The following is a 20207-nucleotide window of genomic DNA, read 5'->3' as shown; positions in this document are numbered from 1 at the left end:
GCCCGCACCCTGCGACAGGCCGCAGGGCCCCGCAGGGTGCGGGCGCGGCCGTGTCGGCAGCAGGTCAGCAGGCGATCGGCGAGGAGCCCAGGGCCACGTCGTCGTACCAGAGCGTGTCGGTGCCGTTGCCGTAGGCCTCCCAGCCGAGGTTCAGGGTGATCGGCCGCGGAACGGTGGCGCGGCTGAGCCACTGCTGGTCGATGTCCGCGGTGGGGATGCCGTCGTTGTGCAGACCGGGCACCTGCTGGTCGTTCAACCAGGTGTCCATGGACTGCTTGGTGGTGTCCACGGCGGAGCGGATGCAGACCCACTGGTTCACCGGCAGCGGCATGCTCCGAGCGACACCGGTCGGGCTCTGCGCGGGCAGCGTGGCGTCGTCGGACTCGCGGTTCCACTGCAGGGCACCGTTCTGGCCGCCCAGGCGCAGGTGCTTGTTGCCGTTGTTCGCGTCCTCCATGGTGACCATGGCGATGTGGTCGGCCGGCAGCGCGGTGGTGTGGCGCACCCAGTACCGGAGGTAGACCACGGGGCCGACCGGGGAGATGCTCTTGGTGGCGGCCGCGAACACGTGGTTGCAGTAGCCGGCCTGGCCGTTGACCCGCAGCGAGCGGCTGCCGCTGCGGGCGGTCGAGGTGTCGACGGTCACCGCGCCGGTGCCCGAGCAGTCGGGGGCGGCGACGGCCCAGTCACCCGTCAGGCTGCTGCCGCTCTGGTCCTCGAAGCCCGAGCAGACCACGGCACCGGAGCAACCGGTGCCTCCGCCGGCGGTGGAGGTGGGGATGGGGGTGGACGCCGTGGGGGTAGGGGTAGCGGTTGGAATGGAGCTGCCGCTGTTGGTGGGCGTCGGGGAAGTGGTACCGGAACCACCTTGGCAGGAGGCCCCGTTGAAGGCGAAGTCGGTGGGGGTCGGGTTGCTGCCCGACCAAGTGCCCTGCAGTCCGAAGGCCACCGAACCTCCGCTGGCGACAACCCCGTTGTAGCTCAGGTTGCTCGCAGTGACGGTGGTGCCGCTCTGGCTGATCTGCGCGTTCCAGGCCGAGGTCACCTGCTGACTGGGAAACGTCCAGGTCAGCTTCCAACTACTCACTGCAACAGCTGAGTTGGTGACCGACACTTGCGCGGTGAAGCCGCCGGTCCATCCGTTGTCCGCCCATGAGACCTGGCAGGCCGCACTGCCCGCACTCCAGGCCGGGCGCTGACCGAACCCGGCCAGCAGTCCGAGGACCACTGCGAGCACGGCGAACACCGCTCCCGGGCCGAGCCGGCCGCCGCGCGCCCGGGCGTCGCTTGGCATCATGCCTAACCTCCTTACGTCGTCGGTGCGTTGTCGGTTGCTCGTGCGGGTCCCGGGCGGGTCCGCCGCAGGCCACGGCGGCCCCGACCCGGGGCGCGGGGTCACGAGGCGGTGCAGGAGATCGAGCCGGTCGGGAAGTTGTTGCCGGTGGAGTTGGCGGTGAAGCCGAAGGTCGTGCTGGAGTTCGCGGAGATGGTGCCGTTGTAGGCCGCGTTCTTCACCGTCACGTTGCTGCCGGCGGTGGTCAGCGTCCCGTTCCACAGGTTGGTGATCGTGGTGCCGGTGCCCGTCTGCCACTTCAGTGTCCAGGAGCTGATCGGCGCGGAGTTGTGGTTCATCACCTCGACCGATGCCTGGAAGCCGCCGCTCCAGGAACCGACGATGGCGTACGTCGCCATGCAGCCGCTGCTCGGCATCGTGCTGGTGGGCGTCACCGTCGGCGTGGCGGTCGGGGTGGACGTCGGCGTCGCCGTCGAGGAGGAGGTGGGGGTCGGGGTGGATGTCGGCGTCGGCGTCGCGGTCGCCGTCGGGGAGGACGAGGAGGTCGGCAGGTGGATGCCGGTCACCTCGCCGTTACCGCCGTCGAAGACGAGGTCGGAGCAGGAGAAGAAGTTCTCCGGACTGTCCGAGCGCACCCACTGGATGAGCATCTCGGCGGCGCCGCTCCGGCCCGACGGAAGGGTCGTGTTCCAGTGGTAGTGACCGCCGTCGGTGCCGGGGGTGCCCACCTGCGGCGGGTTGGGGACGGTGGCGAGAAGGCTCAGGTCGGCCCAGGCCAGCGGAGTCGTGGGCGACCAGCCCTGCTTGGTCAGGTAGACCCGGAACTCACCCGGGTGCGCGGCCCAGTTGGAGTAGTCGACCTCGATCGTGGCACCGGAGGTGAGGTGCGTCTTGGGCCAGTCGTCACGGGCGGCGTTGTAGGCGGAGAAGTCGTAGGGGGACTTGTTGCCGGCGCTGCACAGGGTGCCGTCCGGGACGTAGCCCTGGCCGCGACCGTTCGCGTTGGAGTCCAGCACGGCGAACCAGTTGTACAGCGGGGTCGTGCCGCTCTGCGCAACGGCGGCCTGGCAGGCCGGGTTGGTCGGCGTCAGCGCACCGGTCCCGGTGAGCCCGTCCTGGTAGCACAGGTACGTACGCGAGCCCGGCACGATTGCCACACCGTGCGCCTGCGCCGGTGCCAGGCCCAGCAGCAGTGCGCAGATCGTTGCGGCCGCGGTTGCGAGGGCCGCGACGATCGAGGAGATCTTGCGTCGTGACATGGAACGTTCACCACCTTGGTGGATGGGGCCCGCCCGTGCCGTCCCGGCCGGGCAAGGCGTCTGGGTGGAAAGATCATGCTCATGCCAGCAGTGGAGGCATATTTGGGAGCGCTCCCACTCTCCAAAGTAGCGGGCTGTCAAGTGTGTGTAAACGGGCGGGTCCGAGGGGGATGGAACGATCAAGTCCTTGAAGGGGAAGGGAGTTGAGACGCCGTTGCTCTGCCGGTCTCGGTGAGCGCCGCCTCGCCCGTGGCGCTCCGGTCGGGTGGCCCCGGACGCCGGGGCCGGCCGAGGGGGCACGCAGGACAACGCCCGGGCGCCGGGGCCGGCGACCGGACGGTCGCCGATGCGGCGGCGACCGGACGCCTTTCCTGCCGGCCCACCCGCCGGGCGCCACCACCCCCGCCGCGACCGACCCTCACGCGGGCCCTCACGCGGGCCCTCGCGCCGAACCGCTGCGCGATCCGGAGGCCCGAGGGCTCGACGCCGAAGTGGGATCGGGGCGAAGACCCTCCAGTCGTGCGTTCGGCTCAGGTGCGCGCGGTGGGGTGGCGGTCGGGAGCGAGGAGCAGGCGATGGCCATGCCGCAGGGTTCGTCCGCGTACTGGTGCCTGGCCGCTTCGCCGACGACGGATGCGAGGGGGCGGGGCGGCTTCCAGGTCCAGCCCAAGCGGTGGGCGGTGGAGCGCACGTTCTCGTGGCTCACCGCCCACCGGCGTTCCGCCCGGGACCACGAGACCAGCCGGGCCCACTCCTGGACGATGATTCGATGGGCCATGATCGGCTTCATGGTCCGCCGACCCACCCGGGGCCGTGCCGCAACGTCCCCACGACCGCTCCTGCGGCAATCCCCGTAGCCAGCCGGCTCACCGGCAACTCACAGGCGGCAGCTCCGGAGCCGAGAGCACGTTGGCAGGCTCCCTCGCCCACTCACCTGCCTCCACCCGCCGGCCGGATCGCCGTCGTGGCGCGGCTCCCCTGTGCGGCGCAGGTCATCCGTCCGGCTCGTCGCGGGGCGGCGGGACCGGTGCGAGACCCGTTGGCGGGCGAAGCCTGCTCCCTGGACGCGGTTGGACCCGCGTCCGGAGGCGTGTGACCGACATGATTGAAGGGTATGCGCACCATCCGGGGCCGTGGCAGGCGTGGGCAGACGGCACGCGTGGAGCAGGTGACCACAATGGTTCAGACCCAGCACGAGGCAACCGAAGCCATGACCTGCGGCGAGTGCCGACGGCCGACCACCTGGAACCCGGCCGGGTTCTGCAGCTGGACCTGCTACGAAGCCCGGCCGCGAGACCCCGAGAGCGCGCCGCCCGCGCTCTCGCACTTCCTCGGGCTCCGCCCGCCCACCGAGCTCGATCGTCCCCGCAATCCCTGAGCGGACCCTGCCCGTCCCGGCGGACAGCCGGAGTGGCGGTCCTGCGATCCACCCGTCAGCCCTGCGTCCGCTTTGCGGTTCGTCCGGGCCCTTCGGGAAAGGCGCTCCCCATGGCACCTGAGTCCGGCAATCACCAGGAACCGGCCGGCGTAGACCCACCGACCGGTCCGCACCCAGGCGAGGATCGGGCGGAATCCCCGGGCCCGAGTCGCCAGGTCGAGCGCGCGGCCCCCGACGAGTTGTCGGACCTGCCGCACGGGGCGTGGTGGGCGGTCCTGCGCCGAACGGGCAAGGAGTTCCTCGCGGACGAACTCCCGGACCGCGCCGCCGCCCTCACCTATTACGGCGTGCTGGCCATCTTCCCCTCCCTGCTCGTCCTGGTCTCGACCCTCGGGGTGATCGGACGAACGGCGACCCAGGGAATCCTGGACAACCTGCAGGACCTCGCACCTGGACCGGCCACGGACCTGCTGCGCGACGCCGTCGGCCAGCTGCAGAACAGCAGCGGCCCCAGCTCGGTGCTGGGCGTGGTGAGCCTGCTGGCAGCCGTGTGGGCCGCATCCGGCTACGTCGGGGCCTTCATCCGCGCCGCCAATGCCGTCTACGACGTCGCCGAGGGGCGCCCGATCTGGAAGGTCACGCCGCTGCGACTCGGCCTCACGGTCCTCCTGATGGTGATGCTCGCGGCGAGCGCGGTCATCGTCGTCTTCACCGGCCCCCTCGCGGACCGTGCCGGCCGGGCTCTCGGCCTGGGCGGAACCGCACTCACGCTGTGGGCCTACGCCAAGTGGCCCGTCCTGCTGCTGCTCGTCGTCGGCATGATCGCGGTGCTCTACTGGGCCGCGCCGAACGTACGGGGACGGGGCCTTCGGTGGATCACCCCCGGCAGTGCCCTGTCGGTACTCATCTGGTTGGCGGCATCGGCCGGGTTCGCTTCCTACGTCGCGAACTTCGCCTCCTACAACAAGATCTACGGCACGCTCGCCGGCGTCATCGTCTTCCTGGTCTGGCTCTGGCTCGCCAACCTCGCGATCCTGCTCGGCCTGGAGTTCGACGCCGAGCTCTCCCGGGCCCGCGCCATCGAAGGCGGCCACCCCGCTGACGAGGAGCCGTACGTGGAGCCGCGCGACACCAGCACCTGGCCGTCCGAATCGGGGCCGGGCTCGACGGCCGAAGGCTGAGACGACCGATCGCCGGGAGCACACCGCTGAAGCGGTCGGCGGCACAGCTCCCCCGGCCCCGTAGGGTCGCAGAGGGTCGTCCGGCGGGCGGACAGGTCGTTGCCGCCTCACCGCGGCGGGGACCGTCGGGCACACGGTGGTTCACCGTGCCCCTCGCAGGACCGGGGCCCGAGGAAGACCCGAACGGCCGGGGGCAGGAACCGTTCCCCGCTCCTTCCGGCGCTGCTCGGAAACACCGAACGCCACGCCGGGAACGCTCTCCACCGCAAGCTCGACGACGCCGCCGCGCTACGTGATCGGAGCCACGGTGTCACCCAGGAGAACCTGCCGTACCGGACCGCTGGGGCTCGGCGCCGAGGCCACCCTCTCGCATGCCCGGCCGCAGGTGGCCCGCCGGCCGCTTCCGGGCCCGCCCGCACCCTGGAGTCACCATGGACAGCCCGTTCGACACCTTCACCGCTCTCCTGGACCCCCCGGTCCACGTCGTCACGGCCGCGGACGGCGCGGAACTCGGCGGGTGCCTGGTCGGCTTCGCCGGGCAGTGCTCGATCGATCCACCCCGGTTCGTCGTGTGGATCTCCAAGGCGAACCACACCTTCGGGGTCGCCTCCCGGAGCGACACCCTGGCCGTCCACCTGATCCCCCAGAACCGCCCTGAGCTGGCCGAACTGTTCGGTGGCCGGAGCGGCGACAGCGTCGACAAGTTCGCGGGCGTCGCCTGGACGGTGGGACCCTCCGGAGTACCCCTGCTGACCGATGCGGAAGCCTGCTTCGTCGGCCGCGTCATCGACCGCGCCGACTGGGGGGACCACGTCGGCTTCCTCCTCGAACCGGTCGGCGGGCGCACACCCCGCACCGGGACCGCCGCCCCGGACACCTCCCTGACCTTGCACGACGTCACCGACATCAAGCCCGGCCACCCGGCATGAAGCCCGACACGAGTGACCGGGGCACGCGCCCGCAGACAGCACGGGACGAGTCCGGCGGAACGGGGACGACCGACGGGCGTGACGAGACGCCCCAGGAACGTGCCGACCGGGTGTGGAGCGAGATGCTGCAGGAGGTCCGGGTCTCCCAGACCGGCGCGCAGATCCTGTTCGGCTTCCTGATCAGCGTCGCCTTCATGCCCGCTTCGCAGCCCTGCCCGACTTCGACAAGCACCGGTACGTCGCCGCCGTGGTCCTCGGCGCGATCGCCACCGGAGTGCTCGTCGCCCCCGTCGCCTTCCACCGCTTCCTCGCCGGCCGCGACATGAAGCCCGAGCTCATCCGCGTCGCAGGCCGTCTCATCTCCGTCGGCCTCGTCACCCTGCCGCTGACCATCACGGCCGCGCTCCTGCTGCTCCTGCGGACCGCAACGGGCAGCCCGGCCGTCGCCTGGGTGCTCAGCGCCGGCGTCCTGCTCTGGTTCACCACCACCTGGCTCCTGCTCCCCCAGCTCGTCCTCCACCGCGCCGCCGCACGGCACCGGGGAGAAGGGCGTCGCGGCGGCCCCGAGGCGGCGCACCGGGACCGGAAGGACGCCGGACGACGAGCAGGACGGTGAGGGTTGCCGGGCGCACCGCCGCCCGCTGCCGGGAACGGCCGGGCGGTGCGGGCGCTACCGCTCCGGGTGCGTGAGGTTGATGCCCGTGGCGGGGTCGAAGACGTGGATGCGGGAGGCGTCGAGCCACAGGTCGAGCGGGCTGCCCTCGGCGGCGCGGGTGGCGGGGCTGAGCCGGGCAACGATCCGGTGGCCCTGCATCCCGGTGTCGGCGCGCCCGGAGTCCGCCGCCAGCTCGGCCAGTTCGGCCGTGCCGGCCGGACCGCCCTCCTCGGTGAAGTGGACGTAGACGTCGGAGCCGACGGACTCCCGGACGTCGACCGTGGCCGAACAGGTGTGGCCGGTGTGGCGTTCGTCGACGAGAGCTGCGTCCTCGAAGTCCTCGGGCCGGATGCCGACGATGAGGTCGCGCGGGACGTCCCTGCCCTCCAGCCGGCGGCGGACGCGGTCCTCCAGCGGCAGGTCGCCGAGGGAGGTCCGCAGACTGCCCTGTTCCAGCGTCGCGGCCAGGAAGTTCATGCCGGGCGAGCCGATGAACCCGGCGACGAAGAGGTTGACGGGTTCGTCGTAGAGCTCCTGGGGCGTGCCGACCTGCTGGACGACGCCGCCGCGCATCACCACCACGCGGTCGCCCAGGGTCATCGCCTCGACCTGGTCGTGCGTCACGTAGACGGTGGTGGTGCCCAGTCTGCGCTGCAGGGCCGCGATCTGGGTGCGCATCTGCACCCGGAGCTTGGCGTCGAGGTTGGAGAGCGGCTCGTCCATCAGGAAGGCCTTCGGGTCCCGGACGATGGCCCGGCCCATCGCGACGCGCTGACGCTGGCCGCCGGAGAGGTTGGCGGGCTTGCGGTCGAGGTGCTGGGTGAGGTCGAGGATGCGGGCGGCCTCCTCGACCTTGGCGTTGATGACGGCCTTGTCGGCCTTGGCGAGCCTGAGCGCGAAGCCCATGTTGTCGCGGACGTTCATGTGCGGGTAGAGGGCGTAACTCTGGAACACCATGGCGATGTCGCGGTCCTTGGGCGCACGGTCGTTGACCACCTGGCCGTCGATCCGCAGGGTGCCCTCGGTGATGTCCTCCAGCCCGGCGATCATGTTGAGGGTCGTGGACTTGCCGCAGCCCGAGGGGCCGACCAGGATGACGAACTCGCCGTCGGCGATGGTGAGGTTGAAGTCCTGGACGGCGAGGGCGCCGTCCGGGTAGCGCTTGGTGATGCCCTCTAGGACGATCTCGGCCACGGTCTGCCTTCCTGGTCCGCCCGGGCGGGCGGGCTCAACCCTTGACTGCGCCGGCGGTGAGGCCGGCGACGATGCGGCGCTGGAACAGCAGGACGAAGATCACGATCGGCACGGTGATCACCACGGCGGCCGCGGCGATCGAGCCGGTCGGCTGCTGGAACTGCGAACTGCCGGTGAAGAACGCGATCGCCGCCGGGACGGTGCGTGCCGCCGTGGTGGAGGTCAGCGAGATCGCGAACAGGAAGTCGTTCCAGCAGAAGATGAACACCAGGATGCCGGTGGTGAAGACACCGGGCGCGGCGAGCGGGGCGATCACCAGCCGGAACGCCTGCCAGGGGGTGGCGCCGTCCACCTTGGCGGCCTTCTCCAGATCCCACGGGATCTCGCGGAAGAAAGCGGACAGGGTGTAGATGGCGAGCGGCAGCGAGAAGGTCATGTAGGGGATGATCAGCCCCACCCAGGTGTCGAAGATGCCCAGCACGCGCTCGATGTTGAACAGCGGCGACACCAGCGAGATCGGCGGGAACATCGCGATCAGCAGCGACATGCCGATCAGCAGCCGCTTCCCGGGGAAGCGCAGCCGGGCCACCGCGTAAGCGGCCATCGTGCCGAGCACCACGGCGATGGTGGTGGCGATCACCGCGATGCCGATCGAGTTGATCAGGGCGCGGGTGAACTCCGAGGTCTGGAAGATCCCGTGGTAGTTCTCCCAGGTCCACTTGCGGGGGACGAAGTTGCCGTCGCTGAGCGTGCTCGGGTCCTTGAAGGACAGGGCGACGATCCACCACACCGGGAACAGGGCGTAGAGCACCACCAGGACGTTGACGACGCCCCATCCGGTGAGGGTCCTGTTGCGGTGGGACATCATCGCCGCTCCGGTTCGCCGCCCGGCGCTGCCGCGCCGAAGATCTTGATGAAGACGAAGGCGATGGCCGCCACGCACAGGAAGATCAGCACCGAGATCGCCGACCCGATGCCCAGGTTGAGGGCGGTGAAGAGGTTGTCGTAGCCGAGGATGGACACCGAGCCGGTGTCGTTGGAGCCGCCGGTCAGGACGTAGATGTTGTCGAAGATCCGGAATGCGTCGAGGGTGCGGAACAGCAGCGCGACCAGGATCGCGGGTTTCATGAGCGGCAGGATCACCAGCCGCAGCCGCTGCCAGAAGGTGGCGCCGTCGACCATCGCCGCGCGCACCGTCTCGCCCGGGACGAGCGCGAGGCCGGCGAGCAGCAGCAGCGCCATGAACGGGGTCGTCTTCCAGACCTCGGCCAGGATGATCAGCCCGATGGCCTGCCACTGGTCGGTCAGCGGCGCGCTGCCGGCGGGCAGCAGTGCGGCCAGGTATCCGGTGCCGGGTGTCCAGGCGTACTGCCAGGAGTACGCCGCGACGACGGTGACGATGCCGTAGGGGATCAGGACCGCGGTGCGGACGGTGCCCCGGCCGAAGATCGCCCGGTGCATCACCAGCGCCAGCGCCATGCCGAGCACCAGTTCGACGGCGACCGACACCACCGTGATGAGCACCGTCACCCAGAGCGCCTGCCACCAGAAGGGCGAGGTCAGCACGGCCCAGTAGTTGCTGAACCCCACCCAACGGGCCTGCCCCGGGAACCGCAGGTCGTAGCGCTGCAGCGAGAGATAGATCGCGTAGGCGATCGGATAGGCGGTGACCGCGACCATCACGATCACGGCGGGCGCGCAGAGCAGCAGGCCCAGCCGGCGTTCCTGCCGGGCGCCCTCGGACAGCCCGGCGCGGCCCTGCCGGCCGGCCGCGGTGGGCGCGCCGGATGCGGCGGGCGTGGAGGCGGAGGTGGTCACGGGATCAACCCCTTGGAGCCGAGTGCGTCCTCGATCTGCCCCCGGAGGTCGGCGACCGTGCTCTCGGGCTTGATCGCGGCCGGCGGCGAGAGGGTGTGCGAGATGGCGATCGACACGTTCTGGTAGGCGGGTGTCTGCGGCCGGACGCTGGCGGTGTCGAGTGCGGCCAGCACATCGGCGGCGAAGGGGTAGCTCTCGGTCAGTTCCGCGGCCTGGTAGAGGCTGCGCAGCGAGGGCGGCAGGCCGCCTTTGAGCGCGTTGGCCAGTTGGTTCTCGCGGTCCCTCAGGCAGAGGGTGGCCTCGAAGGCGAGGTCGGGGTGCTTGCCGTAGGCGCCGACCGCGAGGTCGATGCCGCCGATCGTCACCGTGGCCGGCCGGTCCGCCGTGACCCCGGGGTACGGCGCCCATTTGAAATGCTGGAAGAGTTCGGGCTGGTTCGCCTTCATCGACGGGTAGACGAAGGGGTAGTTCAGCTCGAACGCGGCCGTGCCGGACTCCATGGCGAGCCGGTTCTGGTCCTCCATCTGGTTGGGCAGCGACGGGTCGGCCGCGGCGGAGCGGGCGGTGTCCCGCATAATCCCGGCGGCGACGACGGCCGGCGGCCCGAGCGAGGGCGCCTGCGCGTCCGGTGTGAGGATGGTGCCGCCGGCGCTGGTGACCAGCGTGTTGAACCAGACCGTCAGCCCCTCGTACTGGGCCCCCTGGATCTCCACGTAGTGCGGTTTCCCGGCCTTCGCCAAGGCATCGGCCTGGGCCAGCATCTCGGCCCAGCTCCGGGGCGGCGTCGGCACCAGATCGTCGCGGTACCAGAGCAGTTGGGTGTTGGAGTTGTAGGGGGCGCCGTACAGCTTGTCCTTCCAGGTGGCGGTCTGCACCGCGGCCGCAAGGGTGTCGGCGGTCGCCTGCTCCTTCACCGGTCCGGTCCACTCGCGGATCCAGCCGGCCTCGGCGAACTCCGCCGGCCAGGTGACGTCCAGGCCGATGATGTCGACCCCGGCGTCGTGCGCGGCCAGTCGGCGGACCAACTGCTGACGCTGCCCGTCGGCGGTGCGCGGCAGCTTGTTGTAGTGGATCACGTACCGACCGCCCGAGGCCTGGCCGCAACGGTCCGCGGCCTCCTGGAGGGCACCCGAGTCGTCCGGGAAGTTGTACCAGTTCAGCGCCACCGGGCCGCTGCCCCCGCTGCTCCCGCAGCCCACGAGGACGGAGGCGAGTACCGGTAGCGCGGCCACGGCGGTCAGCCACCGCGAGCGGAGATTCGGGCCCCTGGGCATCGCACTCCTGCTGTCGGTGGCGACGGATGACCTCACGGTACGAAGGAGGACGCCGTCGCTGTGGGTGACGCTCCGCCCTCGGCGCGACGTCAGCCGGACGGCCCAGCCCGATCACACGGCGTCGGGAAACAACCGGGCGGGGCCTGCGACGACCGACCGGGTCGTGCCGCTCCACCGGCCCGGGACGGAGGCGGACGGAAGACCTCCGCGCAGGAGGGTTGGCGGGCGGCGGGCCGGACAGAAGCCGAACACAGCCATGGCGTGGCCAGGTGAGGAGGCGCGACGATGGAGCGACTGAACGTGCCCTTGATCCGAGGCCTGGGCGAGGGCCTGGTGATCCCCGCCGAGCAGGTGACGGCACTCCTGCGGGGGCTGGCGGACCAGAGCCGGCACTGGACCGCCGCGACGGACTCCGAGCTGGACACCCCGACGGTCACAGCCGTCGCGTCCGTCCTGCGCAACATCGCCGATCAGATCGACGTGGAATGCATCGACTTCGTGTCGACCGAACCACCGCCGTGAGCGACCACGGCGGGGCGCTGCCGCGAGGATGCGGGCCGCCCGGCCTACCACCACGCACCCGGTGGCCCCGCGGAGGACCGGGGCCGGTGCTGCGGACCCTGGTGGACGGCATCGCGGAGAGCTGGCTCGACTCCGTCGCGGCGCTGGAGGAGGCCGTGGACGACGTCGACCCGGAGGGCGACGTCCCGGGCAGCTCGCAGGAATCCCGCGCCCGGCCCCGGAACAACGACGGGACCGCCCGTCGGATCCACCGTCTCCGACGCCAGATCCTCCGGCTGCGACGGGTCGTCGCACCGGCGGCCCTGGCCCTCCGGCAGAACGGCGACGACGGGGACGAGGAGGCCGCCCGGTGGCGCGAAACGGCGGACCTGCTGCGGCACGGCCTCGCCCGGTTGGACACGCTGCTGCAGCTCCTGGACAGCGCGCACGACGCCCGGATGGCGGAGATCGGCGTGGCACAGAACAACGACATGCGCCGGATCAGCGCCATCGCCGCGCCGATCGCCGTGCCGACCATGGTGGCGGGGGACTACGGGATGAACTTCGACCAGATGCCGGAACTCGCCTGGCGCTTCGGGTACCCCTTGGTGGTGGGCGTGACGTTCATGGTCTGCGCGGGACTCCGGATCCACCTCCGGCGCCGGGGGTGGCTGTGAGCCGCCGGGTCCGGCCCCAGGACTACGGTGGCGGGATGGACGAAGTGCGGCGAGCGGACGACGAGGCACCCGCGACGGTGCCGCATCCCGTGGCGCGGGTGGCCCTGGCGGCCGGCGGGGGCGTCCTCGTCCTGGTGGGCGTGGCCCTGCTGGTGCTGCCCGGCCCCGGGTTGCTGCTGGTGTTCGCAGGCTTGGTCCTGCTGTCCCGTGCCGTCCCCTCCCTGGCCCGGTACGTCGAGCCGGTGCGGGCCCGGGCGATGCAAGGGGCCGAGGCCGGCGTCGCCTCTGGGTGGCGGATCGCCGGATCGGTGCTGGCCGGCCTCGGCCTGATCGGCGCCGGTGTGGCGTGGGGGCTGCTGCCGTGGGTGCCCTTCGCGGGCTGGAGCACCGGCTCCGGCCTGATCCTGTCGGGCGTCGTGCTGCTGGTCCTGCTGGCCTGGAGCCACCGCCGGGTCCACGGCGGGCGCACGCGGCGGGCCTGAGCGGTCCGTCCGAGGCTTCACCGCACCGACGTCGCCATGGGGCCCCGCCCGCTCGGACAGGGTGTGACCTGGCCGGGCCAAGGACGAGATCAGGCAGTACGGCGGCCCCGTCTGAGCGGCGGACCGCCGCGCGAGCACGGCCGTGGGCCGCCACCTGGGTGGTAACGGCCCACGGCTGTGTGTGCGGGTTCCGGCCGCAGAACCGGCTGCAGGCTCTACAGGGGTGTCCCACCGGTGGCGTTGACGATCTCGGCGGTGATGCAGCCCGCTTCCTGCGAGGCCAGGAACACGTACGCCGGAGCCATCTCGGCCGGCTGCGCCGGACGTCCGAGCGGAGACTGCCTTCCGAACTCGGCCACCTTCTCGGCGGCCATGGTCGCGGGGATGAGCGGCGTCCAGACAGGTCCCGGCGCGACGGCATTGACCCGGATCCCCTCCGGCGCCAGCTGCTGGGCCAGGCCTTGGGTGAAGGTGACGACGGCGCCCTTGGTGGTGGCGTAGTCCAGCAGGTGCGGGCTCGGCCGGTAGGCCTGCACGGACGCCGTGTTGATGATGGACGCCCCGGGGCGCAGATGCGGCAACGCCGCCTTGCACAGCCAGAAGAGGGCGTACAGGTTGGTCTTCATCACCCGGTCGAACTGCTCGGTGCTGATGGCCGCGAGCCCCTCGGGCCGGGACATCTGGTAGGCGGCGTTGTTGACCAGGATGTCCAGGCCACCCAGGGCCTCGACGGTCCGGGTGACCAGGTCCGCGCAGAACTGTTCCTCGCGGAGATCGCCCGGCACCGCGAGCGCGCGCCGACCGGCCCCCTCGACCAGCCGGGCCGTCACGCCGGCGTCCTCCTCCTCGGCTGCCAGATGACAGAACGCCACATCGGCACCCTCTCGGGCGAACGCGAGCGCCACGGCCCGCCCGATGCCGGAGTCCCCTCCGGTGATCAGCGCCCTTCTGCCGACGAGTCGGCCGCTGCCGCGGTAGCTGTCCTCGCCGTGGTCGGGTTCGGGATCCATCCGGGCACCGGACCCGGGGTGGGGCTGGCTCTGCTCGGCGAAGTCAGGGCGGGGGTACCGGCCCGCCGGGTCCTGCGGGGTGAACTGGTCGGTGGGCATGTCTCTCCTTCGTCGGGGCCCGCCGTTATTTCGACCCCCGGGGCCGCTCCGGAACGCGCCGCGCGGTGGGGACGGCCCGAACCCGGTCGGTGGCGGCCGCCGGGCATCTTCAGGGGGCACGGGGGCGTCGGGCCTGACCGTTTCCAGTCGCTCGCCGTCTCCGGTGAGGTGTCAGAGCTCCCGGAGGGCCGGGAGCAGGGACTTCTCGGCCCATTCCAGGAACGGGCGCTGGGCGTCCCCGCCGATCTGCACCAGGGCGACCTCGGTGAACCCTGCGTCCGTGAAGGCCCTCACCGCCTCTACGAAGGGGGCGACGTCCGGGCCGCAGGGGATGGCCGCGGCGACGTCCTCGGGCCGCACGAACTTGCTCGCCGCGGCGAAGGCGCTCGGACCGGGAAGTTCGGCATTGACCTTCCAGCCGCCGCCGAACCAGCGGAACTGATCGTGGGCGCGGGCGACGGCGGTGTCACGGTCGGCGTCGTAGCAGACGGGGAGCTGACCGACCCGGGGCTTTCCGGCGCCGCCGTGCCGGTCGAAGGACTCCAACAGGGCCCGGTCCGGTTCCACCGCGATGACCAGGTCGGCGAGTTCGCCGGCGATGGCGCAGGACTGCTCGCCGGAGACGGCGATGCCGATCGGCGGGGCAGGCTCGGGGACGTCCCACAGGCGCGCGGACTCGACGTTGAAGTGCCTTCCCCGGTGGTTGACCCAGCCGCCGGCAAAGAGGTCCCGAATGATTCCGACGGCCTCCACCAGCATCTCCTGCCGGACGTCGGCCGGCTGCCAGCCCCCGCCCACCACATGCTCGTTCAGGTTCTCACCCGAACCCAGCCCGAGCCGAAAGCGGCCTTCGGAGAGCAGTTGGACCGTCGCGGCCTTCTGTGCGACCACCGCCGGGTGGTAGCGCATGGTGGGGCAGGTGACGTAGGTCATCAGGGGGATCCGTCGGGTCGCCTGCGCCGCCGCGCCCAGGACGCTCCACACATAGGGCGCGTGACCCTGTTCCTGCAGCCAGGGCGAGTAGTGGTCGGAGGCGACGGAGAAGTCGAAGCCGACCTGTTCGGCCAGCACCACGTCCTCCACCAACTGTCGGGGGCCGCAGTGCTCGCTCATCATCGTGTAGCCGATGTCAACCATGCCGGGCGCCTGCCCGGGGATGTTCGGGACGAAACGGGACCATCCGGTGGATTCCCCTACCTCGGCCTCCCGGCACCAGCACCTGGCCGGCCGGGCCGGCCTGCCCGCCGGGGCCGTCCGGGCGCCCGGAGGTGCCGAACGGACGAGATCATGATGATCCCGCAAGGTGCCGTCAGGTGGTGGGGCTGTCCGGGACGACCGCAGGAGGACCGGGGTCGACGGGGAAGACCTGGTCGGCGCCGGTGATCTCCAGCACTCGGGCCACCGCAGGGGTCGGCCGGGCCAGATGGACCACCGTGCCCTGACGTTCGGCGTCGATACGGGCCTGCAGCAGGGCGTTCAGGCCGGTGGAGTCGCAGAACGTGAGGCCGCCGAGGTCGATCACCAGCTTGGGCGGGGCGGGCCGTACCGCCAGGGCGCGGTGCAGCACGGTACGCAGGCCTGGGGCGCTGTCGTAGTCGAGTTCGCCGGTGACTTCGACGACCGGGCCGGCGGGGCTGTCCCGGTCGGCCGTGGTGAACCGGGCTGCGGCACTGTCGGTCATCGTTCAGATCGCCCGCTCAGTGATTGCATGGGACAACCGTACTTGTCAGGAGCGGTCCTGCCTACACCGAGGGGTCGCGCTGCCGTGTCCGCCGGACGGGTGGCTGGTCGTCGGCGTGTCGCGGTGCAGCGGGGCGCTCCGGACAGCGGATCGGGCAGGGTGTCGGTGTGTCCGAGCGTCGCAACCGTCGTCGTAGCCGTCTTCGGTCCCTGGGCCTGCCCGTCGAGCGGGTGGAGCAGCGGGCCGCACCGGAAGCCGGGAGCGGCCCGGTGCGGCCGGTGCCAGGTCCTGCCCGGCCCCGCGTGGCGCAGCCGGGGCCGGGCAGGACCGTCGGAGGCGGGGAGGGCGCCGCGGCGGCCCCTGGCAACTGTTGTGCGGCCGTACGCAGTCGTGAGGTACGCAGCAGTGGCGGCGTGATCCTGTGGACGCGACACGCTCCCGGCTGCCCCGTCTGGTCGGCGCGTTGAGCGACCGGCCCCTGCGCCGCACGTGGCGGCCCGGGACGTCGCGGCGCCGGCCTCCACGGAGGAGGGTGCATCACATGCCTTCATGCCCCTGACCCCTCGCGCTCCCGGTGTCAGGGCAAGGGCACGGCTTCGAGGCACGGGTGCGTGGGGCCGTACTCCGCCGGCAGCGTGAGGATTTCCGCGACGGCGCCGGTGATCCGGAATCGGTGGTTGCCGGTGCTGTCCTCGTAGACCGGTTCGTGGGCCGAGCCGGTCGGTGCGATGGACGATCACCGTCCGTGCTGTGGCGTGACCGCCCGGTGTGCCCGGCAGGGCGACGGCGTAACGGCGGCATGTGTCCATGGCGTGCTACCCGGGTGAGAGGTGGGGCCGGGGCGGCCACGAGCGGCGGTCGGCGCTCGGCCCGCGCCCCGGCGGTGGGGCGGCCGGGGCACGGCCGGTGCCGTCGTCGCGGAGCGGGCGGCCGGCGACGGGGGCACAGGACAGCCGTCGCAGAAGTCGGTGGCAGTGGGATCGGCGGACGGCGGCGCGGGTCGTGGCAGTCGTCCGTCCTGTGGCGACGGTCACGGATCAGGGCGTTTCGTCGCGATGTGCCGCCGTGGGGGCGGAGTGAACAGGTCGGCGGTCTCGGTGAGGGTCAGCAGGTACCGCACCTGGGGACTGGCGTCGGTGATCGTCACGGCGTGCCCCTGGTCCCGTGCCTGCAGGCGCAGGCGCAGAAGCGTGTCGAGACCGCAACTGTCGCAGAACTCGACATCGGACATGTCGATGTCCAGGCCGGTGCCGCCGCGCGTCAGGGCCCGCGCGAGAACGTGACGGAGTGGGTCGGCGACGTCCATGTCGATCTCGCCCTTCAAACGCGCCCGGAGACGGCCGCCCGTGGTGGTGAAGCCGACCGTGAGTCGACCGGCCGGACGCCGGGGCGCAGGGCCGTCCCAGGACGACTCGACGGCAACGGCGTCGATGTCACCGGTGGGCGGAGCAGGGCGAAGGCGGGTGGTGCGCAGGTCCTCGGACATGGTCACTCCCCGAAAAGGCTGAGGACGAAGACCCTTCAAGGATGACCCGCACCATCGTTCACGTCAACAGATACGTGAAACGGCATTCGTGTGTGGTGACAGGTGAATCCATGCTCCTAGGATGGACACATGGCATCCGATGAAGCCGGCACGAGAAGCGGTTGGACGTTCGTGACCAATCACGCCCGGGTGCTCGCCGCCATCGCGCGCAACCCGGGTGTCCGGCTGCGGGACATCGCGCTGGAGTCCCAGCTCACCGAACGTGCCGTCCAGGGAATAGTGACCGATCTCGAACAGGGCGGCTACCTCACCCGCGACCGCGTCGGTCGCCGCAACCACTACCGCATCACTGCCGGCACCCGGCTGCGCCACCCCGCCGAGGCCGGACTGAGCGTGGAAGCGCTCCTGGACCTGCTCGCCCCCACGCACCGCACCGACAGCCAGGGCCCCACGACCACGCCGAAGGACGTCCGGGCCAAGCCGGACAAGGGCGAACCGGAGCCGCCGGCGGCCGACAACCAGGCGCCCTGACACCCGGGTGTTCGGCTGTTCGGCTGTTCGGCTGTTCGGCGCAGCTGCGGTTCCCTGCCGGTCCCGGTCACGGACGACGGCGCCGGTCCCTGACCGGGGCGGCGTCCTCCGGCCGAGGGGACGCCGGTGCCCCAGCGGCGGTCGCAGCCGAACCGGCGCCTGACGCCGGGGCGCTCGAAGCGCCGCCCTCCGGCCCGCTCGCCACCGCGGCCGCTCCCCCGGCCTCCTCGTCCTGCGGCATCAGGCCCAGGGCCTGCAGGAGGAGACGGCAGTCGTCCGCGTCGTGGGCGTAGGCGGCCACCACCGCGAACGCCCTGCGAGCCACCGGGCCCGGAACCGGCAGCATCTCACCGGTCGCCGGTTCCACCGTGTCGATGAGCGTCTGCAGGTCACGAGAGCGGGCCACGGAAAACACCCCCTGGCGATCAAACGCGGCCGGGTGGCCTTCCAGCTTACGACTCCGTCATACCGCCGGGCCGACCAACAACCGGTCGGGGCCGCAGGGGCCGGGGCAGGGTCGGAGCCCGCCGCTCCCCACGTCCTCGGCCACCGCCCGCGTCCGCTCGCCGCGGAGGGTGAGCGGTTACTCGGCCGGCGGCAGGAGCGGTCCCAGCGGTCCCAGGTCAAGGTTGAGATCCTGCATCGTCAGGCCGTACCGGTCGCAAAGCTCGGACATACGCTCGTGCAGGGCCATGAGCGTGACTCCCAGGTCCTCCTCCTGGTCCTCGGTGAGATCGCCGGCCTCGACACGGTGGAGCGCCTGGCGTTCCATGAGCTGACGCAGGAGTTCGACGAGGGTGAGGACGAGCTTCATGAGGTCCCGTTCGACCGTCTCGGGGTCGGTGGTGATCCGGCGCGGGATCCGTCGCGGCGCACCGGGGCCCACCGGCGGACTGTCGTGCGGGGTGGCCGGCAGGAGGCGGAACGCGCGGGCGGCGGCCTGAGCGACCTCCTCGAAGCGGTCCGGCCGACCGGAGGGCTCGGCGGTCATGGCGTTCCCGTCGGCCCGCCAGGACCGGCGCCGGGCCAGGGGGCGGGATTCCGTTCGCTGACCGACACGATGAGGGCACGCAGCGAGATCCGGACGAGGTCGATGTCGGCGATGGACAGGACGAGGTCGCCGGTGAGGACGACTCCACCACTGAGCAGGCGGTCCAGCAGGTCGATGAGGGCGACCTGCCGCTGGGGCAGGGGGTCACCGGATCGGGCCGGGACGGCGTCCGGAGGGTTCACGGTGCGTCCTCGTCCGGGTCGGGGAGGGTGGCGAAGGAGTAGGGCGCCCAGGGACCGGTGACGTCGACGTGGACCCCGGTGAGGCCGTCGGTGGCGTGCGTGGCCTCAATACGGAACGCGTCGGCGTGGGCGGCGGGTACGAGGTAGGCGTCGTTGCTGACGTTCGTCCCGGGGCCGGTGGCGAGCTCGCCCTCCTGGATGCGGTGGCGGGCGCGTTGGACCGCGTGGGTCCGGGCGATCGCCTCGATGCGTCCCGCCGCCTCTTCGGCTGCCTGACGGGCAGCGTCGCGGATGTCCTGCTCGGCCCGCCGGTGGCGCAGGTAGGCACGTCCCGGGCTGAGCGTCGGGTCGGGTGCGGGCGCCGAGGCGGGTGCGGTGCCGGACGCGACGTCGAGGTAGATCTTGACGCCGAGCTCCACATGGCCGTCCAGCTGCTCCAGTGTTCCCAGCAGCAGGTCATGCCGGTCGTCGAGCATGGCGCGCACGCGGTCGTCGTCGAGGTAGACCGTGGCCAGACGCAGTGGAAGGACGGTGCTGTGTGCCGCGGTGGCCTCGACGACGTGGTGGTGTGCCCGGGCAAGTGCTTCCAGCCAGGCGAGGTCCTCCAAGTGCCGGCGCAGGGCCGCCTCACGGAAGTCGTCCTCGGGAACGGGGCTGGCGACCGCCACCAAGGCGCTGTCCCGGGCAGGCGGCACGAGGTGCACGGGTGAGCCGGTGACTCCTTCGACGGCGTGTGTCGCCTGTGCCAGGGCGACGGAGTGCCGGGCGACGGCATAGACGTAGGTGAGCGGCCCCGCGGTCATGCGTCACCTCGGGCGGGCCGGGTCGCCGGACGTTTCGGACGTGCCGTGCGACGTGGCGCGACCCCTTCCTCCGGTTCCTCGACGGGGGGCAGGGCGGCGTCGGCACGCAGTGCCTCGATCTGCTCGCGCAGGCGCCGGTTCTCCTCCTCCAGCGAGGGGGCCGCGTGGGCGCGGGAGGAGAGCGAGGGGTCGTGTTCCCACCAGTCGATGCCCATCTCCTTGGCCTTGTCGACCGAGGCGATGAGCAGACGCAGCTTGATGGTGAGCAGTTCGATGTCGAGGAGGTTGATCTGGATGTCGCCGGCGATCACGATGCCCTTGTCGAGGACGCGCTCCAGGATGTCCGCGAGATTGGCGGAGGAGGGTTGGTTGTACGGCGAAGCCGACCGGGAGGGGAGGGAGCCGAGACGGTTGGCTATGGGGTCTGTCACGGTGTGCTGCCCTCCGTTCGCGGTCGGCGGTCACTGGCCGGTCTGCCGGGCGTGGGCCGTGATCTCGTCGAGGCGGTCGAGGAGTTCGTCCTCGCGGCGGTCGAAGGTCTCTTCGTCGATCTGTCCGGCCAGGAGGGCCTTCTCCAGGTCGGCGAGTTCTCGTTCGACCGGCGCGGGGTCGTAGTACTCGTTCTCGGCGGTCTCGACGACGCGTTCCAGCACCCAGAGGGTGCCGCGCACGGGCGCCAGCGGGAAGGTGAGGATCTGGGTGAGCAGGCCCATGGGTTCGCG

Annotated in this window: 22 protein-coding genes and 2 pseudogenes; 8 read left to right on the top strand and 16 right to left on the bottom strand. The window is 71.5% G+C overall.

The genetic code is table 11. The features are described 5' to 3' along the window. Positions 1 to 64 precede the first annotated feature (64 nt). Both IE329_RS32580 and IE329_RS32575 read right to left on the bottom strand, forming a co-directional pair. Positions 65 to 1294 (bottom strand): cellulose binding domain-containing protein, encoded by a 1230-nt coding sequence (locus IE329_RS32580; protein ID WP_190214636.1) that lies wholly within the window; start codon positions 1292 to 1294, stop codon positions 65 to 67. A 101-nt stretch (positions 1295 to 1395) separates the two neighbouring features. Continuing rightward, positions 1396 to 2553: a lytic polysaccharide monooxygenase gene (locus tag IE329_RS32575; RefSeq protein ID WP_190214627.1), complete on the bottom strand. Its 1158-nt coding sequence runs from the start codon at positions 2551 to 2553 to the stop codon at positions 1396 to 1398. A 1177-nt stretch (positions 2554 to 3730) separates the two neighbouring features. Between IE329_RS32575 and IE329_RS32565 the strand changes: the two genes are divergently transcribed. The 4 genes and pseudogenes from IE329_RS32565 (at position 3731) to IE329_RS42115 (ending at position 6657) form a co-directional block, all read left to right on the top strand. Continuing rightward, positions 3731 to 3931, top strand: coding sequence for a hypothetical protein (locus IE329_RS32565; RefSeq protein ID WP_190214625.1), 201 nt, complete (start codon positions 3731 to 3733; stop codon positions 3929 to 3931). 110 nt (positions 3932 to 4041) lie between these two features. Then, positions 4042 to 5112, top strand: coding sequence for a YihY/virulence factor BrkB family protein (locus tag IE329_RS32560; protein WP_190214624.1), 1071 nt, complete (start codon positions 4042 to 4044; stop codon positions 5110 to 5112). A 431-nt stretch (positions 5113 to 5543) separates the two neighbouring features. Continuing rightward, on the top strand, positions 5544 to 6041 hold the full coding sequence (locus IE329_RS32555; RefSeq protein ID WP_190214623.1) for a flavin reductase family protein: 498 nt from the start codon (positions 5544 to 5546) through the stop codon (positions 6039 to 6041). Continuing rightward, positions 6038 to 6657, top strand: a pseudogene (locus IE329_RS42115) (DUF6328 family protein). The gene IE329_RS32555 and the pseudogene IE329_RS42115 overlap by 4 nt, the downstream one beginning before the upstream one ends. 54 nt (positions 6658 to 6711) lie before the next feature. Here the strand turns inward: IE329_RS42115 and IE329_RS32545 are convergent. Genes IE329_RS32545 through IE329_RS32530 form a run of 4 tightly spaced genes read right to left on the bottom strand, consistent with a single transcriptional unit; the run spans position 6712 to position 10982 of the window. Next, positions 6712 to 7890, bottom strand: coding sequence for an ABC transporter ATP-binding protein (locus IE329_RS32545; protein ID WP_190214622.1), 1179 nt, complete (start codon positions 7888 to 7890; stop codon positions 6712 to 6714). A 34-nt stretch (positions 7891 to 7924) separates the two neighbouring features. Then, positions 7925 to 8758 (bottom strand): carbohydrate ABC transporter permease, encoded by an 834-nt coding sequence (locus IE329_RS32540; RefSeq protein WP_229927949.1) that lies wholly within the window; start codon positions 8756 to 8758, stop codon positions 7925 to 7927. Next, entirely contained in the window at positions 8755 to 9708 is a 954-nt protein-coding gene (locus IE329_RS32535) for a carbohydrate ABC transporter permease (protein ID WP_373311367.1), read from the bottom strand. The genes IE329_RS32540 and IE329_RS32535 overlap by 4 nt, the downstream gene beginning before the upstream one ends. Beyond that, positions 9705 to 10982 carry an ABC transporter substrate-binding protein gene (locus tag IE329_RS32530; protein WP_190214621.1) on the bottom strand — a complete coding sequence of 426 codons (1278 nt, stop codon included), beginning with the start codon at positions 10980 to 10982 and terminating at the stop codon, positions 9705 to 9707. The genes IE329_RS32535 and IE329_RS32530 overlap by 4 nt, the downstream gene beginning before the upstream one ends. A gap of 285 nt (positions 10983 to 11267) precedes the next feature. On the opposite strand from IE329_RS32530, the gene IE329_RS32525 reads away from it, so the two are divergent. From IE329_RS32525 to IE329_RS32515, 3 genes are all read left to right on the top strand, one after another. Further along, complete coding sequence (locus IE329_RS32525) at positions 11268 to 11504, top strand: DUF6213 family protein (protein WP_190214620.1); 237 nt, start codon at positions 11268 to 11270, stop codon at positions 11502 to 11504. A gap of 86 nt (positions 11505 to 11590) precedes the next feature. Further along, positions 11591 to 12160 (top strand): CorA family divalent cation transporter, encoded by a 570-nt coding sequence (locus tag IE329_RS32520; protein ID WP_190214619.1) that lies wholly within the window; start codon positions 11591 to 11593, stop codon positions 12158 to 12160. Positions 12161 to 12195: 35 nt separating this feature from the next. Continuing rightward, positions 12196 to 12642 (top strand): PGPGW domain-containing protein, encoded by a 447-nt coding sequence (locus tag IE329_RS32515; RefSeq protein WP_190214618.1) that lies wholly within the window; start codon positions 12196 to 12198, stop codon positions 12640 to 12642. A gap of 215 nt (positions 12643 to 12857) precedes the next feature. Here the strand turns inward: IE329_RS32515 and IE329_RS32510 are convergent, their stop codons facing one another. The 5 genes and pseudogenes from IE329_RS32510 to IE329_RS32495 form a co-directional block, all read right to left on the bottom strand. Next, positions 12858 to 13751, bottom strand: coding sequence for an SDR family oxidoreductase (locus IE329_RS32510; RefSeq protein ID WP_190214617.1), 894 nt, complete (start codon positions 13749 to 13751; stop codon positions 12858 to 12860). Positions 13752 to 13922: 171 nt separating this feature from the next. Further along, complete coding sequence (locus IE329_RS32505; RefSeq protein WP_190214616.1) at positions 13923 to 14888, bottom strand: LLM class F420-dependent oxidoreductase; 966 nt, start codon at positions 14886 to 14888, stop codon at positions 13923 to 13925. Positions 14889 to 15060: 172 nt separating this feature from the next. Then, a complete protein-coding gene (locus IE329_RS32500; protein ID WP_190214615.1) occupies positions 15061 to 15432 on the bottom strand; it encodes an STAS domain-containing protein in 372 nt (123 codons plus the stop codon). Positions 15433 to 16009: 577 nt separating this feature from the next. Beyond that, positions 16010 to 16241, bottom strand: a pseudogene (locus tag IE329_RS42110) (DUF6296 family protein). Positions 16242 to 16462: 221 nt separating this feature from the next. After that, positions 16463 to 16918, bottom strand: a complete 456-nt coding sequence (locus tag IE329_RS32495) for an STAS domain-containing protein (RefSeq protein WP_190214614.1) — start codon at positions 16916 to 16918, stop codon at positions 16463 to 16465. Positions 16919 to 17047: 129 nt separating this feature from the next. On the opposite strand from IE329_RS32495, the gene IE329_RS32490 reads away from it, so the two are divergent. Next, positions 17048 to 17449 (top strand): helix-turn-helix transcriptional regulator, encoded by a 402-nt coding sequence (locus IE329_RS32490; RefSeq protein WP_190214613.1) that lies wholly within the window; start codon positions 17048 to 17050, stop codon positions 17447 to 17449. A 583-nt stretch (positions 17450 to 18032) separates the two neighbouring features. Here IE329_RS32490 and IE329_RS32485 read toward each other — a convergent pair. From IE329_RS32485 to IE329_RS32465, 5 genes are read right to left on the bottom strand one after another with little or no spacing between them, the layout of a single operon-like run. Then, the gene (locus IE329_RS32485) at positions 18033 to 18440 is read right to left on the bottom strand and encodes a gas vesicle protein K (protein ID WP_190214612.1); all 408 of its coding nucleotides are present in this window, start codon (positions 18438 to 18440) and stop codon (positions 18033 to 18035) included. Then, entirely contained in the window at positions 18437 to 18682 is a 246-nt protein-coding gene (locus IE329_RS32480) for a gas vesicle protein (RefSeq protein WP_190214611.1), read from the bottom strand. Before IE329_RS32480 ends, IE329_RS32485 begins: the two co-directional genes overlap by 4 nt. Then, positions 18679 to 19485, bottom strand: a complete 807-nt coding sequence (locus IE329_RS32475; protein ID WP_190214610.1) for a GvpL/GvpF family gas vesicle protein — start codon at positions 19483 to 19485, stop codon at positions 18679 to 18681. Before IE329_RS32475 ends, IE329_RS32480 begins: the two co-directional genes overlap by 4 nt. Next, a complete protein-coding gene (locus tag IE329_RS32470; protein ID WP_190214609.1) occupies positions 19482 to 19916 on the bottom strand; it encodes a gas vesicle protein in 435 nt (144 codons plus the stop codon). Before IE329_RS32470 ends, IE329_RS32475 begins: the two co-directional genes overlap by 4 nt. Before the next feature lie 30 nt (positions 19917 to 19946). Continuing rightward, the gene (locus IE329_RS32465) at positions 19947 to 20198 is read right to left on the bottom strand and encodes a gas vesicle protein GvpG (RefSeq protein ID WP_190214608.1); all 252 of its coding nucleotides are present in this window, start codon (positions 20196 to 20198) and stop codon (positions 19947 to 19949) included. Between the last annotated feature and the right edge of the window lie 9 nt (positions 20199 to 20207).

Source organism: Kitasatospora indigofera, assembly GCF_014655955.1.
Classification (GTDB): Bacteria; Actinomycetota; Actinomycetes; order Streptomycetales; family Streptomycetaceae; genus Kitasatospora; species Kitasatospora indigofera.
This window is presented reverse-complemented; position numbering and strand designations above follow the sequence as displayed.

Bases quoted from the DNA above. Each gene is read 5' to 3' on its own strand.
- IE329_RS32580 (WP_190214636.1), bottom strand. From the start codon at position 1,294: ATGCCAAGCGACGCCCGGGCGCGCGGCGGCCGGCTCGGCCCGGGAGCG.
- IE329_RS32575 (WP_190214627.1), bottom strand. From the start codon at position 2,553: ATGTCACGACGCAAGATCTCCTCGATCGTCGCGGCCCTCGCAACCGCG.
- IE329_RS32565 (WP_190214625.1), top strand. From the start codon at position 3,731: ATGGTTCAGACCCAGCACGAGGCAACCGAAGCCATGACCTGCGGCGAG.
- IE329_RS32560 (WP_190214624.1), top strand. From the start codon at position 4,042: ATGGCACCTGAGTCCGGCAATCACCAGGAACCGGCCGGCGTAGACCCA.
- IE329_RS32555 (WP_190214623.1), top strand. From the start codon at position 5,544: ATGGACAGCCCGTTCGACACCTTCACCGCTCTCCTGGACCCCCCGGTC.
- IE329_RS32540 (WP_229927949.1), bottom strand. From the start codon at position 8,758: ATGATGTCCCACCGCAACAGGACCCTCACCGGATGGGGCGTCGTCAAC.
- IE329_RS32530 (WP_190214621.1), bottom strand. From the start codon at position 10,982: ATGCCCAGGGGCCCGAATCTCCGCTCGCGGTGGCTGACCGCCGTGGCC.
- IE329_RS32525 (WP_190214620.1), top strand. From the start codon at position 11,268: ATGGAGCGACTGAACGTGCCCTTGATCCGAGGCCTGGGCGAGGGCCTG.
- IE329_RS32515 (WP_190214618.1), top strand. From the start codon at position 12,196: ATGGACGAAGTGCGGCGAGCGGACGACGAGGCACCCGCGACGGTGCCG.
- IE329_RS32510 (WP_190214617.1), bottom strand. From the start codon at position 13,751: ATGCCCACCGACCAGTTCACCCCGCAGGACCCGGCGGGCCGGTACCCC.
- IE329_RS32505 (WP_190214616.1), bottom strand. From the start codon at position 14,888: ATGGTTGACATCGGCTACACGATGATGAGCGAGCACTGCGGCCCCCGA.
- IE329_RS32500 (WP_190214615.1), bottom strand. From the start codon at position 15,432: ATGACCGACAGTGCCGCAGCCCGGTTCACCACGGCCGACCGGGACAGC.
- IE329_RS32495 (WP_190214614.1), bottom strand. From the start codon at position 16,918: ATGTCCGAGGACCTGCGCACCACCCGCCTTCGCCCTGCTCCGCCCACC.
- IE329_RS32490 (WP_190214613.1), top strand. From the start codon at position 17,048: ATGGCATCCGATGAAGCCGGCACGAGAAGCGGTTGGACGTTCGTGACC.
- IE329_RS32485 (WP_190214612.1), bottom strand. From the start codon at position 18,440: ATGACCGCCGAGCCCTCCGGTCGGCCGGACCGCTTCGAGGAGGTCGCT.
- IE329_RS32475 (WP_190214610.1), bottom strand. From the start codon at position 19,485: ATGACCGCGGGGCCGCTCACCTACGTCTATGCCGTCGCCCGGCACTCC.
- IE329_RS32465 (WP_190214608.1), bottom strand. From the start codon at position 20,198: ATGGGCCTGCTCACCCAGATCCTCACCTTCCCGCTGGCGCCCGTGCGC.